Consider the following 15,683-nt stretch of genomic DNA (forward strand, 5'->3'; position numbering starts at 1 on the left):
TCGCTACACCTCATCCCGGGGGCAAAACTGATAACGCTACCGGCTTAACTATCTAATTTTCTCTTTAATGAAGGCGACCAGAGCGATTTTATACAGGTTCACAAATATATATATAGGTTCTGCCTGCCTTGTACTGTTGTTGATGCTTTGCATGGAGACTACCTCAAAAGCTCAGGAGGTTAAAACGCTGACTGGAAAGGTTACCGATGCACAAACCGGAGAGGCGATTCCTTATGCAACGATTTATGTAAAACTCAAAGATGGAAAGAAGAAGGCGGCCGCCTCCGACTTCGATGGGCTGTACCGCCTGATTATCCCTCAGAATTTAGCCACAGATTCTGTTTACACGGCATACGTGAGTTACAGTACAACAAGAAAATTGTTGCCTCAGGGCAATCACCCTGTATTGGATTTTCAGCTTTCGGAGAGCGGACGTCTATTAAACACGGTAACCATAACTCCAAAATCTTATGTTAACCCGGCCTGGGAGATTATGGAAAACCTGGTGAAAAACAAGCCTCAGAATGACCAGCGCTACCTAAAAAGCTATGGTTACCAAAGCTACAACAGAATAGAGATTTCTGTGGTCAATATTGGGGAGAAGATGAAGAAGAACAAGGTCATCAGACAGGTTTTGCCTTTGATGGATGATCTGCAAAAGATTGCGGGGGAAGAGGGGTCCCCAAGCCTGCCTATATTTATGTCTGAGACTATTTCGGATTACCACTATATGACCAGTCCGGAACAGAAAACAGAACATGTTCTGCGTACAAAAGTGAGTGGTGTTGGGATAGAAGATGAGACGCTCATCTCACAGCTGGCGGGTTCCACTTTTTTACAGTATAATTTTTATAGTAACTTTCTTAAACTGGCCAATAAAGAATTCATTTCGCCGACCAGCAATAGCTGGAAAACCTATTATAATTATGAGCTTACCGACGCTCATGATAAAATAGAAGGAAAAGAATACTATAAAATTGAATTTAAACCGAAAAGATCCCATGATCTGGCCTTTGATGGGGTGATGTGGATCACTAAAGACAGTTATGCCTTATATAGAATAGATTGTACAGTCTCTAAAGATGCCAATCTGAATTTTTTAAATAAAATCAGAATACAGCAAGCTATGGTACAGCCTTCTGGTACAATGGCCTGGATACCAAAACAAACGCGTATCGTGATTAACGTGGGTACAACATCTAAAAAACTATCTGGCTTTATTGCCAAGTTCTATTTGTCTAATAAGGATATCGAGGTGAATAAAGAATATCCCGCTTCTTTATTTAAAGAGCCTATGGTAATGGATAAGGATGTCAATAAAATAGATGAAAAATATTGGGTTAAAAACCGCGCAGATTCACTTACTGCAGCTGACAAAGCCGTCTATAAAATGATAGATACAGTTAAAAATCTGCCCCTGGTTAAAACCTATGCCGACATCGCAGGAATGTTGATCAATGGTTATTACAAAGTTGGAAAAATCAGTTTTGGTCCTTATCCATATACATATAGTTACAATGATCTGGAGGGATCTGTATTAAGAATAGGCGCTACGACTAATACCCGATTTAGTGAAAAACTAATCTTCAGTGGTTTTTTGAGTTACGGTTTCAGAGATGAAAGGTTTAAATACAATGGTGCTGTTGACTATATTTTCTCCCGAAAGCCTTGGGTGCAAGCCGGTATTTCTTATCAGCATGATATAGGCCAGACAGGCTACCAATTCGAAAACTTCGTTCTGGTGCAGAATAATGTTTTCAGCGCTTCCATAAGGAATGGTAAAGTGAGTAAAAGAGGACCATTTACACAAAATATATGGAACACATACGTGCAAACAGATCTTTTCGCCAATGTAAGAGGCAAGCTCAGCTTAACACACCGGACCTTTGATCCTTTGTTTAACTTTATGTACCGAGACATTCAGGATAAGATCACTTACAACAATTACGAAGTTTCAGAAGCCGTTGGCGAATTACAGTGGACACCCGGGCGGCGTTTACTGGAATCCTCCAAAATCAATAAAAGAATCATGATTGGAAATGGCAATGGCAGCCCCATTTTTACTTTTCGTTATACTCATGGTATGAAAGCTGCCGGAGGAGATTTCAATTATAATAAATTTGCGCTTAACATTTATCAAAGACCATTGCTGGGTATTTTTGGACGGGGTGAATATTCCCTTACCGCAGGATACATTCCCGATGCGCTGCCTTATCCTTTACTGGAAAATCACCGTTTCAATTTCAATACTATGCGTTTCCTGGAATTTACAAGCGATAGATACGTTTCTTTGAATTATACACAACACATGGACGGATTGATCACCAACAGCATCCCTCTACTTAAAAAGTTAAATGTACGCACGGTGGCGGTACTGAATGTGTTGGAAGGAAGTCTGAGTGATCAGAACAATGAGGCCTTTATCAGGGGCAGAGGTAAACTGAATCGGAGCCTTGAAGGTGTGCCTTATGTGGAAGCTGGTTATGGCGTTGAGAACATTTTTAAAATCTTAAGAGTTGATTTTCTCCATCGTCTTACCCATAAACAACATTTAAATGATGCAGGGCTGGAACCTTCCAATTTCGCTATCCGGACCACCCTGCAATTCAGACTCTAGATCATTTTAATTTTTCGTTATTCTGATGGCGGTCTGTATCCCGGATACTCTTTTTGACTAGATTTTTTTCCAGTGCAGCAGTCAGGTCTATTCCAGTCTGGTTGGCCAGACAGATCAGTACAAAAAGTACATCAGCCATTTCATCGCCTAGATCTACGGCCTCATCGCTCTTCTTAAAAGACTGTTCTCCATATTTTCTGGACATAATACGAGCCACTTCACCAACTTCTTCCATGAGAATAGCGGTATTGGTCAGTTCATTAAAATAGCGTATTCCTGTAGTGGTGATCCATTGATCAACCATGTTCTGTGCTTCTTCTATCGTCATTATTCTTTGTTCTTCGTATCAATGATCAGCGTTACAGGACCATCATTCAATAAGTTGATTTTCATATCTGCACCAAAAATGCCGGTCTGAATTTTTTTATTTAATAGTGCGTTAAGCTTTGAAATCATAGCATCATAAAGGGGAATTGCCTTATCTGGTCTTGCCGCGCGGGTAAAACCAGGCCTATTGCCTTTTTTTGTTGAAGCAAACAAGGTAAACTGGCTGATCAGCAATATATTGCCGCCGGTATCAGATAGAGATCTGTTCATCAGCCCGTCTTCATCGCTAAATATTCTTATCCCGGCAATTTTTTGAGCTAGCCAGTCCAGGTCTTCAGGTGTATCACTATCCTCTATGCCCAGCAACACCAGTAAACCGCCTTCAATGGTGCCGGTAACCTCTGCGTTAACTCTGCAGCTGGCCTCTGAAACTCTTTGGATCACTGCCCTCATGCCCTGGTTTCATTTCCATGGTAAATACTTAAATAACTCTCATATCTACTCAGCGCAATCTCCTCGTTTTCCACAGCACGGATAACTGCACAGCCCGGTTCATTGATATGCCTGCAGTTGTTAAACTTGCATTCATTCATCAGATCGCGCATTTCCCTGAAATAATGACCCAGTTCTTCTGGTCTGATGTCAAAGATGCCCAATTCCCTAATTCCAGGGGTGTCAATGAGATAGCCACCGAAAGGTAGTGTATGCATTTCTGCAAAGGTGGTTGTATGTTGTCCTTTGTCGCTCCATTCCGAAACTTCACCGGTTTTGATATCTCTTCCTGGTAACAAAACATTGATCAAGCTGGACTTTCCCACTCCGGAGTGACCCGAAAATAAAGTGGTCTTGTCTTTTAACAATTGCTCCACCTGATTGATATTGGTTCCTTCCAGCGCAGAAACCTCGTAGCAAGGATAACCAATATGTTCATAAATGTTTTTATAAGCTTCCAGGATCTCCAGGCCTTCTTTACTAAAAAGATCCAGTTTATTAAAGATCAGGGTCGTAGGAATGCTGTAAGCTTCGGCAGTAGCTAGAAATCGGTCAATAAATCCCAGAGATGTCCTTGGAGAAGCAAGCGTTACAATCAGAAAAGCCTGATCCAGATTAGCCGCAATGATCTGCGCCTGTTTAGATAAATTAATAGATTTTCGTATAATGTAGTTTTTGCGGTCCAGCAGTTTATGGATTATTCCGGTTTCTGCATTTGGTTCCAGTTCAAATTCTACCTGATCGCCAACAGCAACAGGATTGGTGGTTTGAATCCCTTGAATCCGGAATTTACCTTTAATTCTGCAGTCATAGTTCCGGCCATCTTCTGCATGTATCAGGTACCAGCTCCCTGTTGATTTAATTACGAGTCCTTGCATATAAGGAGGCAAAGGTAGAAAATATTTTTTTGGCCAATCATTTGGTATTTAGAAAAATATAACTTTACTTTACGCCACAGCACAGTAAGTGTAAAAAGTACAATAATGTTTAACAGCCAATTATCAATTATTACCATTATTACCACCACCGGGGAATCTCGGAGGAAGGAAAGCTAATGGTGTAAAATTAAAATACATAGAAACCACGAAAAGCGCCTTCCTCTAAACAGGAAGGCGCTTTTTTTTTAACCTAAAACCATGAATATTTTAAAATTCGGAGGCACTTCAGTTGGATCAGCAGATAGCATCAAAGCTTTGCTGGGCATCGTAGAACAGGCCCGGCAGAAAGAAGATGTGATCGTTGTCCTTTCGGCAATGAGCGGCGTAACCAACCTCTTATTGGAAATGGCAGAGAAAGCCCAGGTCGCAGAAGACTATGCTTCACAGCTAAAAGCAATTGAAGAGAAACATTTTGAGGTGATCAGGGCCTTGTTGCCTGCCTCGGCACAAAACCCTGTGTTTACCAAATTAAAGATCTATTTTAATGAATTGGAGGATATCCTTCAATCGGTTTTTAACCTTCGGGAATTAAGCGCACAAACTAAAGACCTTATTTTGAGCTATGGAGAGCGTTGTTCTGTTTTTATGGTGGCACATATTGCCAGGCAAAAATTTGGGAATGCGGTTGCAGTGGACGGCTCAGAACTCATTAAAACCGATAGTAATTTTGGGCAAGCTAAGGTCAATACTGCATTAACCGAATTGTTGATTAATGACTATTATCAGTCCAATTCGGATCAGCTGTTGTTTGTTACCGGATTTATTTCCAGTAATGAAGAAGGACGCGTCACTACCCTGGGCAGAGGAGGAAGTGATTTCACGGCTGCCATTTGGGGCTCTGCCTTAAATGTAAGAGAGATTCAGATTTGGACTGATGTTAATGGTATGCTTACTGCCGATCCCAGGATCGTAGAAAAGGCTTTTTCCCTATCAGAGTTAAGTTATACTGAAGCCATGGAATTGAGTTATTTCGGAGCAAAAGTGATCTATCCGCCAACAATGATTCCAGCTTTTCTAAAGAAAATTCCAATTGTGATCAAAAATACATTTGATGTTGGCTTCCCAGGAACCTATATCCGTCACAATGTACAAACCTGTGAATTGCCTATCAAAGGTATTTCTTCGATCGATGAGATCAGTGTATTGAACCTGTCTGGCAGTGGGATGGTTGGGAAAGCAGGCTTTAGCGGTCGTTTGTTCTCCCTATTGTCACGGGAGCAGATCAATGTAGTTCTTATCACTCAGTCCTCCTCCGAACACAGCATTACTTTTGCAGTAAAGCCGGCAGATGCGATTAGAGCTCTGAATCTGATCAGTAAAGAATTTGAGCTGGAATTACAGGCTAAAAAACTAGAATATCCCGAAGTTGAGAACGGGCTTTCTGTTCTGGCAATTGTAGGGGAAAATATGAAACACACGCCAGGCATGTCGGCTAGACTCTTTAATGCCCTTGGACGTAATGGGGTAAATGTGAGGGCTATTGCTCAGGGTTCTTCAGAATATAATATATCCGTTATCCTTTCCAAAGCGGATCTCTCCAAAGCAGTCAACGCAGTACATGATTCTTTTTATTCGGACCTGAAGAAGACATTAAATATCTTTTGTCTGGGTACTGGAAATATAGGAAAAACCCTGTTTATCCAATTGCAAAACCAGATGCCTTTTCTTGCAAAGAACAATGACCTGCAGGTTAAAGTGATGGGCATCAGTAATTCCCGTCAAATGTATCTAAGTGAAGAAGGTGTAAACCTTTGTAACTGGGAACAAACCCTGGAAGAGCAGTCTGAACCGGCTGATCTGAAGATATTTGTGCAGAAAATGAAGGGTATGAACTTGCCTAATTGTGTCTTTGTAGACAATACAGCCAGCGCTAATCCTGTCAATTTCTATCAGGAAATCCTGGAAAGCAGCATTTCTGTGGTGACTTGCAATAAGATTGGTAATTCTGCAGATTACGAACAATATGCTGCATTTAAAAAGGCAGCAAGAAAATATGGTGTAGACTTTTACTATGAAACTAATGTAGGGGCAGGACTGCCGATCATCCGTACCTTAAAAGATCTGATGATGAGTGGGGATAAAGTTGCCTGCATTGAAGCCATCCTCTCCGGAACCATTTCTTATATTTTTAATAATTTTAAAGGTGATGTTCCTTTCCATAAAGTAGTTAAAGAAGCACAAGATCTGGGTTATACTGAACCAGATCCCCGTGATGACCTGAATGGAAAAGACTTTATGCGTAAAATGCTCATTCTGGCCAGGGATGCAGGTTATGCCATGGAAGAGAAAGAAGTAGTTATTGAAAGTATGCTGCCAACAGCCTGTCTGGCTGCGGCTTCGGTAGAGGATTTTTACAAAGAACTGGAAAACAATACAGCGTATTTCGAGCAGTTAAAGAACGAAGCTCAATCTACCGGGCGTGTACTGCGTTATATTGGTAAACTCGAAGATGGAAAAGTGAACATTACGCTCCAGATGGTGGACGACACACATCCTTTCTTTATGCTGTCTGGCAGCGATAATATTATTTCCTTTACGACAGATAGGTATAAAAGCAGACCGTTAGTTGTTAAAGGGCCCGGGGCGGGAGCAGAAGTAACCGCAGCAGGTGTATTTGCAGATATCATAAACGTAGGTAAGAAATGAGGAATTCAGTAAAAGTTTTTGCTCCGGCTACAGTAGCCAATGTAGTTTGCGGGTTTGATGTGCTTGGTTTCGCAGTTAATGCCCCAGGCGATGAGGTTATCATGAGAATGACCAGTAAACCTGGTGTACAACTCATCAAGATCACAGGAGATGAAGGGAGATTGCCTCTGAACCCGGACAGGAATACGGTAAGTGCCAGCGTACAGCATTATCTGCAGCATATTGGACGCACAGATGTTGGTGTTGAGATTGAGCTTCACAAAAAAATGCCTATCGGAAGTGGTCTGGGCTCTAGTTCTGCCAGCACAGTAGCCGGTTTGTTCGCGATCAATACCTTGATGGATAATCCATTGACAAATAAAGAACTCATTCCTTTTGCAATGAAAGGGGAGGAGCTGGCCTGCGGATACGGACATGCTGATAATGTTGCTCCTGCGTTGATGGGTGGTTTCGTACTCATCAGAAGTTATGAGCCACTGGATGTGATCAGCCTTCCTTTTCCAGAAGATATGTTCGCGGCCATTGTTTATCCAGAAGTAGATGTGCCCACTAAAGATGCAAGACAGATGATCCGTTCCAAGATCCTGCTCAAAAATGCGGTAACCCAATGGGGCAATGTAGCAGGTCTGGTAAGTGGTCTCTTCATGAAGGATTATGATCTGATTGGAAGGAGTATGGTGGATGTGCTTGTGGAACCAACAAGATCAATTCTTATACCCGATTTCTACAAGATGCGTGCACTAGCCCTGGATCAGGGCGCGGTAGGTTTTGGAATCTCAGGGTCAGGCCCCTCTGTTTTCGCATTAACTAAAAATGAAGAGACGGCCAGAACGATAACCCTTTCTTTACAGAACCAGCTAAAGGGCTTAAACATTAACAGTCTGAGTTTTGTTTCTCCTGTAAATAAAATGGGCCCGGTGGTCCTTGATTAAAAATCTTCAACCTTTAACAACCAATTATGAAATTATACAGCACCAACAACCACCATTTAAGTGTAGAATTCCCCGAAGCCGTTTTCAACAGTATGCCCCAGGATAAAGGCTTATATATGCCGGGAAATATCCCTCAGCTGGCTCCGGATTTTATAGAAAACCTGGGTAATTATACTTTACCTGAGATTGCATTTACAGTCGCTTCTGCTCTATTGAAAGATGCGATTCCTTCTGAAGACCTCAAACGTATTGTAAACGATGCCATTAATTTTGATGCCCCGGCGAATCGTCTCGATAAAAACACCTATGTTCTGGAGTTGTTTCATGGTCCTTCCCTTGCTTTCAAAGACTTTGGTGCACGCTTCATGAGCCGCGTAATGGCTTATTTCCTGCAAGATGGAGAAGAAGTACTGGATGTGCTTGTGGCCACCTCCGGAGATACAGGTGGTGCAGTGGCGTTAGGTTTTCTCGGAGTTCCCAATACCCGGGTAACGATATTGTATCCGAAAGGGAAAGTGAGCGATATTCAAGAATTGCAGCTTTGTACAAATGGACAAAACATTCATGCTATAGAGGTAGATGGCACATTTGACGATTGTCAGAAGCTGGTGAAACAGGCTTTTGCGGACGATCAGCTGAATGAAAAGATGCGATTGACCTCTGCCAATTCCATTAACATCTCCAGGCTGATCCCTCAAACTTTTTACTATTTCCATGCCTATGCACAATTAGCCAGACAAGGAAAAACGAATGTTGTTTTCTCGGTACCCAGCGGAAACTTTGGCAATATTGCAGCAGGATTGCTGGCCTATAAAATGGGCTTACCGGTTAAACAGTTTATAGCCGCAACAAATGCGAATGACACCGTTCCTCGTTTTCTGGAAAGTGGCGTTTACGAAACCAGGCCTTCTGTACAGACCTATGCCAATGCTATGGATGTAGGCGCACCAAGCAACTGGGTTCGGATTATGGATCTGTTCAACAATGACCGGGCGGAAATTCTGAATAAGGTTAAAGGATACACATACAGCGATGAGCAAACCCTTCAGGCCATCAGCGACATCTATAATAAGTATGAATATATTGCTTGTCCGCATACAGCTATTGCCTGGCTGGCCCTGGAAGAGTATACGGAAACCCATGCAAAAGACCAATTTGCGGGCGTATTCCTGTCTACAGCCCATCCATGTAAATTTCCAGATGTTTTTCCTTTAGAGATATCTACCAAAATAGAAGTGCCTCAACAGGTTAAAGAAATCATGGGCCGTGCTAAACACGCAACCGCAATGGATGCCGATTTTGAGGACTTTAAAGCCTATCTGCTGGCTCTTTAGAAAGCAGGTAAAAGTATTATTTTTTAGTGAACCGCATCACAGCAATATCTCCTGAAATCAGGTTGAGTGTGGTGTCGTTCACTATATCATAAGAGGTTACCTGCTCTAATGTTTTGAAGTAAACACCTTCTCCGTTGCCATCCAGGCAAGCCATTTTGGTAGAGGCGATTGGTCCTTTAAAACTGATCTTATGGTCGTCTGCTACCAACACACCATTGTAATTATTGCAGCTGCTGTTTCCGCTGATCTTTTTTTCTGCAGTGTTGACCACCAGGGTAGGTTTTCTATTCGGATAAAGCCCGTTGAATGCAATCCTTGGACCAGTAATGTAATTGAGCTCCCAGGTGCCATCCAATTTGGCCAGACCTGAAGATTTAGATCCGTGTTTCATGCTGCTGCAGGCAAATAAAATGCTTGTTAAACAAAGAGCGATAACAGATAATTTTTTCATAACCTAGTTATTATTTACTTTAACAGGAGCAAATAACGTTCCATAAAGGAACTTATAATGAGGGTCGGTTAAAAGATAGCCTGTGCAATTCTGCGGGTCGGCCCGCTCTTTCCCATAGTATAAAAATGGAGTACAGGAGCACCCAGTTCTTTAAGGCCCTTACATTGTTCGATCATCCATTCGATACCCACCTCTTTAACATCACTTTCCGATTTACAGGAAGTGATTGCTTCGCTCAGTGCCATCGGAATATCCAGGTGAAAGGTTTTCGGAAGACTGATCAGTTGTTTACTGCTGGTGATTGGTTTCAGACCAGGAATTATAGGAACATTTATGCCGTTTTCCCGACATTTTTCTACAAATAGCCTGTATTTGTCATTGTCAAAAAACATTTGGGTCACAATAAATTCTGCACCCAGATCTACTTTTAGTTTCAGGTATTTGAAATCTGTATCCAGATTCGGTGCCTCAAAATGTTTCTCGGGGTAACCTGCAACACCAATGCAGAAATTCGTTTTCTCTGGATCATCCATATCTTCATGCAGATATTTTCCATTGTTCATATCTGCTACATGCTGTACCAGATCGGAGGCAAAGGCATGGCCTTCAGGAGTTGGAATAAAAGAGCTGTCGCTTTTTCTTGCATCACCACGCAGAACAAGCACGTTGTCAATCCCCAGAAACTGCAGGTCAATCAGCGCATTTTCTGTTTCATCCTTTGTAAAACCTCCACAAATTAAGTGCGGCACGGCATCTACCCGGTATTTGTTCATGATCGCTGCGCAGGTGGCCACGGTACTTGGACGTTTGCGGTAAGCCACCTTTTCTAGTAAGCCACTGGGATGCTGTTTGTATATATAATCTTCACGAAGGTAAGTCACATCAATAAAAGGCGGATTAAACTCCATTAAGGGATCTATTGCATCAAAAATACCTTGGATGCTTTGTCCTTTAACAGGTGGTAAAAGCTCAAAAGAAAATAGGGTTTTACCTTTCGCGTTATTAATGTGGTCTATAATTTTCATGGTGATGTTTCCGTATGGTTGGTTCAGTTATTTGTCTAATTTCTCAGGTCTGGTGTTCTTAATATGCCAAATTCGGGCTCAGCCATCTCTCTACTTCCTCTACAGGCATATTTTTTCTAAGGGCATAATCTTCTATTTGATCTTTTGTGATCTTGCCCAGGCCAAAATAACGGGACTGAGGGTGTGCAAAATAAAAACCGCTTACTGCTGCGGTAGGGTGCATGGCATAACTCTCGGTTAAATGTAACCCAATCTTTGCCTCTGCATCGAGCAATTCGAATAAAGTGCCTTTTTCTGTATGTTCCGGACAGGCGGGATATCCCGGTGCGGGGCGTATCCCCGCGTATTCCTCTTTAATAAGTTCTTCGTTGCTCAGATTCTCTTCACTGGCATATCCCCAATATTCCTTGCGCACCAGTTCATGCATTTTCTCTGCAAAAGCTTCTGCAAGCCTATCCGCCAGTGCTTTGGCCATAATGCTGTTGTAATCGTCATAATTGGCCTCAAATTCAGCCACCATTTCATCACAACCTATACCAGTGGTTAAAGCAAATCCTCCAAAATAATCCGGAACCCCGGTCTCTTTCTGTGCCACAAAATCAGATAGGGCATAGTACGGCTGGCCAGCTACTTTTTCTGCCTGCTGGCGTAAAGTATGGATCACTACTTCCTTGCCTTCTACATTCAGTACAATATCATCTCCAACGGCATTTGCCGGCCAGAAACCTATAACTGCTTTGGCTTTAAGCAGCTTTTCATCGACTATTTTTTTTAGCAGTACTTTTGCATCATGAAATAATTTCCTGGCCTCATCGCCTACCTGTTTATCTTCCAGGATTCTTGGATAGCTACCCCGTAGTTCCCAGGTCTGGAAAAAAGGTGTCCAGTCAATATAGGGAACCAGTTCTTCCAAAGGATAATCTTCAAATACGCGGGTTCCTGTAAAAGAAGGGGCAGGGGCAACCATAGCAGTGTCGATCTTGAAATTGTCTTCTCTGGCTTCTTCTATTGTTTTAAAACGCTTATCAGAACGTTTGTTCAAATGTGCTTCGCGTGCTTTGTCATATTCTTCCCGGATGCCCTGAATATACTCATCCCGGGTGTCCTTATTCATTAAGGTACTGCATACTGTTACACTTCTGGAAGCATCCAAAACATGTATAGCAGGTCCGGAGTAATTTGGAGCTACCTTTACGGCTGCGTGGATTCTGGAAGTAGTTGCGCCTCCAATAATCAACGGAATGGTAAAACCTTCCCGCTCCATTTCTTTAGCAAAATGCACCATCTCATCCAGTGAGGGGGTAATCAGACCGCTCAAGCCAATAATATCCGCGTTGATTTCTCTTGCCTTTTTAATTATCTCCTGTGCGGGAACCATGACACCCATGTCTACGATTTCAAAATTATTGCAGGCCAGTACAACACCAACTATGTTCTTCCCGATATCGTGTACATCTCCTTTAACTGTAGCCATCAATATCTTTCCCGCCGAAGAACTTTGATCACCGCCCGGATTATCCAATTTCTCCTGCTCGATGAAAGGTAATAAATAAGCTACAGCTTTCTTCATCACTCGTGCTGATTTAACCACTTGTGGTAAAAACATTTTTCCGGCACCAAAAAGATCGCCAACGATATTCATCCCATCCATTAAAGGCCCTTCGATCACCTGGATCGGACGGGCATATATTTGTCTGGCTTCTTCAACGTCAGCATCCAGGTATTCAATAATCCCTTTAACCAGTGCATGAGATAGCCTTTCCTCAACAGAGGTTTTACGCCATTCTTCGTCACGAACAATCTCCTTACCTTTGGATTTTATCGTATCTGCAAATTCTACCAGGCGTTCTGTAGCATCTTCTCTACGGTTCAACAACACGTCTTCTACTCGTTCCAGCAGTTCCGGAGGAATCTCCTGATAAACTTCCAACATACCCGCGTTTACAATCCCCATATCTAAACCTGCGCGGATCGCGTGGTAAAGAAAGGCAGAGTGCATGGCTTCCCTAACGGTGTTGTTTCCTCTGAAGGAGAAGGAAATATTAGATACCCCGCCGCTTACTTTAGCATAAGGCAAATTTTCTTTGATCCAGCGTGTCGCGTTGATGAAATCTACAGCATAATTGTTGTGTTCTTCCAATCCTGTTGCTACAGTTAAGATATTGGGGTCAAAAATGATGTCCTCGGCCGGAAAACCAATTTCGTTCACTAATATGTCATAAGACCTTTTGCAGATCTCTTTTCTTCTTTCAAAATTATCGGCCTGGCCCTGCTCATCAAAAGCCATTACCACCACGGCAGCGCCGTAAGTCATGATCTTCAGAGCGCTTTCTCTAAATTTTTCTTCCCCTTCCTTTAGGGAAATAGAGTTGACAATACCCTTCCCCTGAAGACATTTTAACCCCGCTTCAATCACTGTCCATTTGGAGGAGTCAACCATAATCGGCAATTTTGAGATGTCTGGTTCAGAAGCGATCAGGTTTAGGAATTTGGTCATGGCTGCTTCAGAGTCCAGCATCCCTTCATCCATATTTACGTCAATAATCTGCGCACCACCTTCTACCTGTTGGCGGGCCACAGTTAGAGCAGCTTCGTAATCTCCACTTAAAATCAGCTTGGAGAATTTAGGTGATCCGGTAATATTGGTTCTTTCCCCAATGTTCACAAAAATGCTTTCAGGGGTAATGGTTACAGGCTCCAATCCGCTTAGACGCAGGTAAGACTCTCTTACCGGAATTTTCCTTGGCTGTATATTTTTTGCCTTTTCGGCGATACAGGAAATGTGTTCCGGTGTTGTACCGCAGCAGCCACCTACGATGTTCACAAACCCATGTTCTATAAAATCTTCTACATAATGTGCCGTTTCATGTGGCATTTCATCATAAGCACCGAATTCATTCGGCAAGCCTGCATTGGGGTAAGCTGATACATAACAGGGTGCTTTCGAAGAAAGTTCTTCAATATGTGGACGCATTTCCTGTGCACCAAGAGCACAGTTAAATCCAATGCTCAGTGGATTGGAATGTATAACAGAATTTAAAAATGCTTCTACCGTTTGGCCAGATAATGTTCTTCCGGAAGCATCTGTAATGGTGCCGGAAATCATAATTTCTATTTTACGCCCGATCACTTCCTCATATTTTTTTATAGAGAAGATGGCAGCTTTGGCATTCAGGGTATCAAAAATGGTTTCGATCAGCAGCAGGTCAGAACCACCGTCTACCAGACCACGCACCTGTGCATCATAAGCGTCGACCAGTTCATCAAAGGTAAGCGCCCTGAAACCAGGATCATTTACATCAGGAGAGATAGATAAAGTCCGGTTGGTAGGACCAACAGCACCAGCTACAAAGCATTTTCTGTCCGTATGTGCAGACATAAATTCATTTACAGCTTCCTTTGCAATTCTGGCTCCCTCAAAACTCATTTCATAATCCAGTTCTTCCATTTGGTAATCAGCCAAGGAAATGCGCTGGGTACTGAAGGTATTGGTTTCAATGATGTCTGCACCGGCTTTCAGATAGTCCAGATGTATGGATTTGATAATATCCGGGCGGGTCAGGTTTAATAAGTCGTTGTTTCCCTTAACATCGCAAGGGTGGTTTTTAAAACGCTCTCCCCTGAAATCCTCTTCGGTAAGTATATGGCGCTGTATCATGGTACCCATGGCACCATCTATGATTAATATTCTCTTTTCTAGTTCTTCTCTGATACTCATTCTTGGTCTTTCTTCTATAGTAGAATACTCTCCATAAAAGGCAGTTCATGGCCTGTACATGGAAATACAATACTAAAAGGGCTTATTCGAAATTCCGGTTAGGGGTCGACTTTTAACTTATCTTTCGGGAACGTTTAGCACACGGTCCAGTAGAATGTAGCACCTTGTAAGCACAGGTTGCTAAGACTTCGCAGGGTCTAATCCCTCCGTCTTTCTCTATAAGCATTGCAAAAATGCAACAAAGAAAAATCAATTCCAAAAAATAGACACTTAAAGCCAATAAAATTGCAAAACAAAGAGTATTCTGCATGGGCTTCGGAATTAAATTTTGGTTGGTGTTGGCCTGTTGCTTAAAGGACCATTCTGAAGTTGTAGCACTTTTGCTTGCAGGATTAGATTTGGGATAAAAAAAGCGGCCTGCAGATCGATTCGATCTGCAGGCCGCTTTGCTATAATGAAACAAGATTATTTTCTGCTTCCGAAGATTCTCAATAGGAAAAGGAAGATGTTGACAAAGTCAAGGTAAAGGGATAATGCCCCCATGATGGCCAATTTCTTAGCATCTGTTGCAGCAACCTGGTCGCCATTTGCTTCAATCCCTGCGCCAATTCTTTTTAGTTTTTGAACATCATAAGCAGTGAGAGCAGTAAATATAGCTACTCCAAAGAAGCTCATGATATAATCAAAACCAGGGCTTTTTATAAACCAATTGATGACGCTTGCTATGATAAGACCAACAACACCAACCATTAAAATTGGCCCAAATTTACTTAAATCAGTATCTGTGGTATATCCAAGTACCGCCATAATACCAAAGATACCTGCGGCTGCGGCGAAGCAGGCTATTACAGAGCCCATTTGATAGATCAATAATATGGTACTCAAACTGATTCCTAATAAAAGAGAAAAGAGAATAAATATGCCTACCAGGGTACTGTAAGAAAGACGATTAAATGCACCTCCAATTAAAAAGACCAATCCAAGTGGTGCAAAGGTTGCAATATAACCTAAGATGGTCATGCCAGCCCGGTTGCCAAATTCATCTCTTCTTATAATATAATCAAGGGCCGAAGGTGTATTCGCCATAAACACGGCAGCAAGAGTTGATACACCTAAAGCAACAAACATCCATAAGAAAACGTTAGCAAAGAAATTCTTTGCAACTGCTCCGCTTTGCTGTTCTACAAAAACGGACTTTTGTGC

The 15,683-nt window shown here is 42.2% G+C and carries 11 protein-coding genes and 1 riboswitch; of the genes, 4 read left to right on the forward strand and 7 right to left on the reverse strand.

Annotated elements, in window-relative coordinates:
• Nucleotides 1–67: 67 nt before the first annotated feature.
• On the forward strand, nt 68–2,617 hold the full coding sequence (locus tag DBR11_RS13695) for a DUF5686 family protein (protein WP_108553233.1): 2,550 nt from the start codon (nt 68–70) through the stop codon (nt 2,615–2,617).
• Nucleotide 2,618: 1 nt separating this feature from the next.
• Here the strand turns inward: DBR11_RS13695 and DBR11_RS13700 are convergent, their stop codons facing one another.
• Genes DBR11_RS13700 through rsgA form a run of 3 tightly spaced genes read right to left on the reverse strand, consistent with a single transcriptional unit; the run spans nt 2,619 to nt 4,314 of the window.
• Complete coding sequence (locus DBR11_RS13700; protein WP_108553234.1) at nt 2,619–2,945, reverse strand: nucleotide pyrophosphohydrolase; 327 nt, start codon at nt 2,943–2,945, stop codon at nt 2,619–2,621.
• The gene (gene dtd, locus DBR11_RS13705) at nt 2,945–3,397 is read right to left on the reverse strand and encodes a D-aminoacyl-tRNA deacylase (RefSeq protein ID WP_108553235.1); all 453 of its coding nucleotides are present in this window, start codon (nt 3,395–3,397) and stop codon (nt 2,945–2,947) included. The genes DBR11_RS13700 and dtd overlap by 1 nt, the downstream gene beginning before the upstream one ends.
• Entirely contained in the window at nt 3,394–4,314 is a 921-nt protein-coding gene (gene rsgA, locus DBR11_RS13710) for a ribosome small subunit-dependent GTPase A (protein ID WP_108553236.1), read from the reverse strand. Before rsgA ends, dtd begins: the two co-directional genes overlap by 4 nt.
• Before the next feature lie 258 nt (nt 4,315–4,572).
• Between rsgA and thrA the strand changes: the two genes are divergently transcribed.
• The 3 genes from thrA to thrC are packed head-to-tail and all read left to right on the forward strand — an operon-like array spanning nt 4,573 to nt 9,286.
• Nucleotides 4,573–7,020 carry a bifunctional aspartate kinase/homoserine dehydrogenase I gene (thrA, locus tag DBR11_RS13715; RefSeq protein WP_108553237.1) on the forward strand — a complete coding sequence of 816 codons (2,448 nt, stop codon included), beginning with the start codon at nt 4,573–4,575 and terminating at the stop codon, nt 7,018–7,020.
• Entirely contained in the window at nt 7,017–7,952 is a 936-nt protein-coding gene (locus DBR11_RS13720; protein WP_108553238.1) for a homoserine kinase, read from the forward strand. The genes thrA and DBR11_RS13720 overlap by 4 nt, the downstream gene beginning before the upstream one ends.
• Nucleotides 7,953–7,978: 26 nt before the next feature.
• On the forward strand, nt 7,979–9,286 hold the full coding sequence (gene thrC / locus DBR11_RS13725; protein WP_108553239.1) for a threonine synthase: 1,308 nt from the start codon (nt 7,979–7,981) through the stop codon (nt 9,284–9,286).
• A 16-nt stretch (nt 9,287–9,302) separates the two neighbouring features.
• On the opposite strand, the gene DBR11_RS13730 is transcribed toward thrC, so the two are convergent.
• The 4 genes from DBR11_RS13730 to DBR11_RS13745 all read right to left on the reverse strand — a co-directional run.
• The gene (locus DBR11_RS13730; protein WP_108553240.1) at nt 9,303–9,737 is read right to left on the reverse strand and encodes an META domain-containing protein; all 435 of its coding nucleotides are present in this window, start codon (nt 9,735–9,737) and stop codon (nt 9,303–9,305) included.
• Nucleotides 9,738–9,805: 68 nt separating this feature from the next.
• Nucleotides 9,806–10,762, reverse strand: a complete 957-nt coding sequence (locus DBR11_RS13735) for a methylenetetrahydrofolate reductase (RefSeq protein WP_108553241.1) — start codon at nt 10,760–10,762, stop codon at nt 9,806–9,808.
• Nucleotides 10,763–10,820: 58 nt separating this feature from the next.
• Entirely contained in the window at nt 10,821–14,480 is a 3,660-nt protein-coding gene (metH, locus tag DBR11_RS13740; protein WP_108553242.1) for a methionine synthase, read from the reverse strand.
• A gap of 114 nt (nt 14,481–14,594) precedes the next feature.
• Nucleotides 14,595–14,705: riboswitch (SAM riboswitch) on the reverse strand.
• A gap of 240 nt (nt 14,706–14,945) precedes the next feature.
• A partial coding sequence (locus tag DBR11_RS13745; protein ID WP_108553243.1) for a Bax inhibitor-1/YccA family protein occupies nt 14,946–15,683 on the reverse strand: 738 nt, incomplete at its 5' end.

It is taken from the genome of Pedobacter sp. HMWF019, from assembly GCF_003061025.1.
Classification (GTDB): domain Bacteria; phylum Bacteroidota; class Bacteroidia; order Sphingobacteriales; family Sphingobacteriaceae; genus Pedobacter.

Bases quoted from the DNA above. Each gene is read 5' to 3' on its own strand.
- metH (WP_108553242.1), bottom strand. From the start codon at position 14,480: ATGAGTATCAGAGAAGAACTAGAAAAGAGAATATTAATCATAGATGGT.
- DBR11_RS13720 (WP_108553238.1), top strand. From the start codon at position 7,017: ATGAGGAATTCAGTAAAAGTTTTTGCTCCGGCTACAGTAGCCAATGTA.
- thrA (WP_108553237.1), top strand. From the start codon at position 4,573: ATGAATATTTTAAAATTCGGAGGCACTTCAGTTGGATCAGCAGATAGC.
- thrC (WP_108553239.1), top strand. From the start codon at position 7,979: ATGAAATTATACAGCACCAACAACCACCATTTAAGTGTAGAATTCCCC.
- DBR11_RS13735 (WP_108553241.1), bottom strand. From the start codon at position 10,762: ATGAAAATTATAGACCACATTAATAACGCGAAAGGTAAAACCCTATTT.
- rsgA (WP_108553236.1), bottom strand. From the start codon at position 4,314: ATGCAAGGACTCGTAATTAAATCAACAGGGAGCTGGTACCTGATACAT.
- dtd (WP_108553235.1), bottom strand. From the start codon at position 3,397: ATGAGGGCAGTGATCCAAAGAGTTTCAGAGGCCAGCTGCAGAGTTAAC.
- DBR11_RS13730 (WP_108553240.1), bottom strand. From the start codon at position 9,737: ATGAAAAAATTATCTGTTATCGCTCTTTGTTTAACAAGCATTTTATTT.
- DBR11_RS13700 (WP_108553234.1), bottom strand. From the start codon at position 2,945: ATGACGATAGAAGAAGCACAGAACATGGTTGATCAATGGATCACCACT.
- DBR11_RS13695 (WP_108553233.1), top strand. From the start codon at position 68: ATGAAGGCGACCAGAGCGATTTTATACAGGTTCACAAATATATATATA.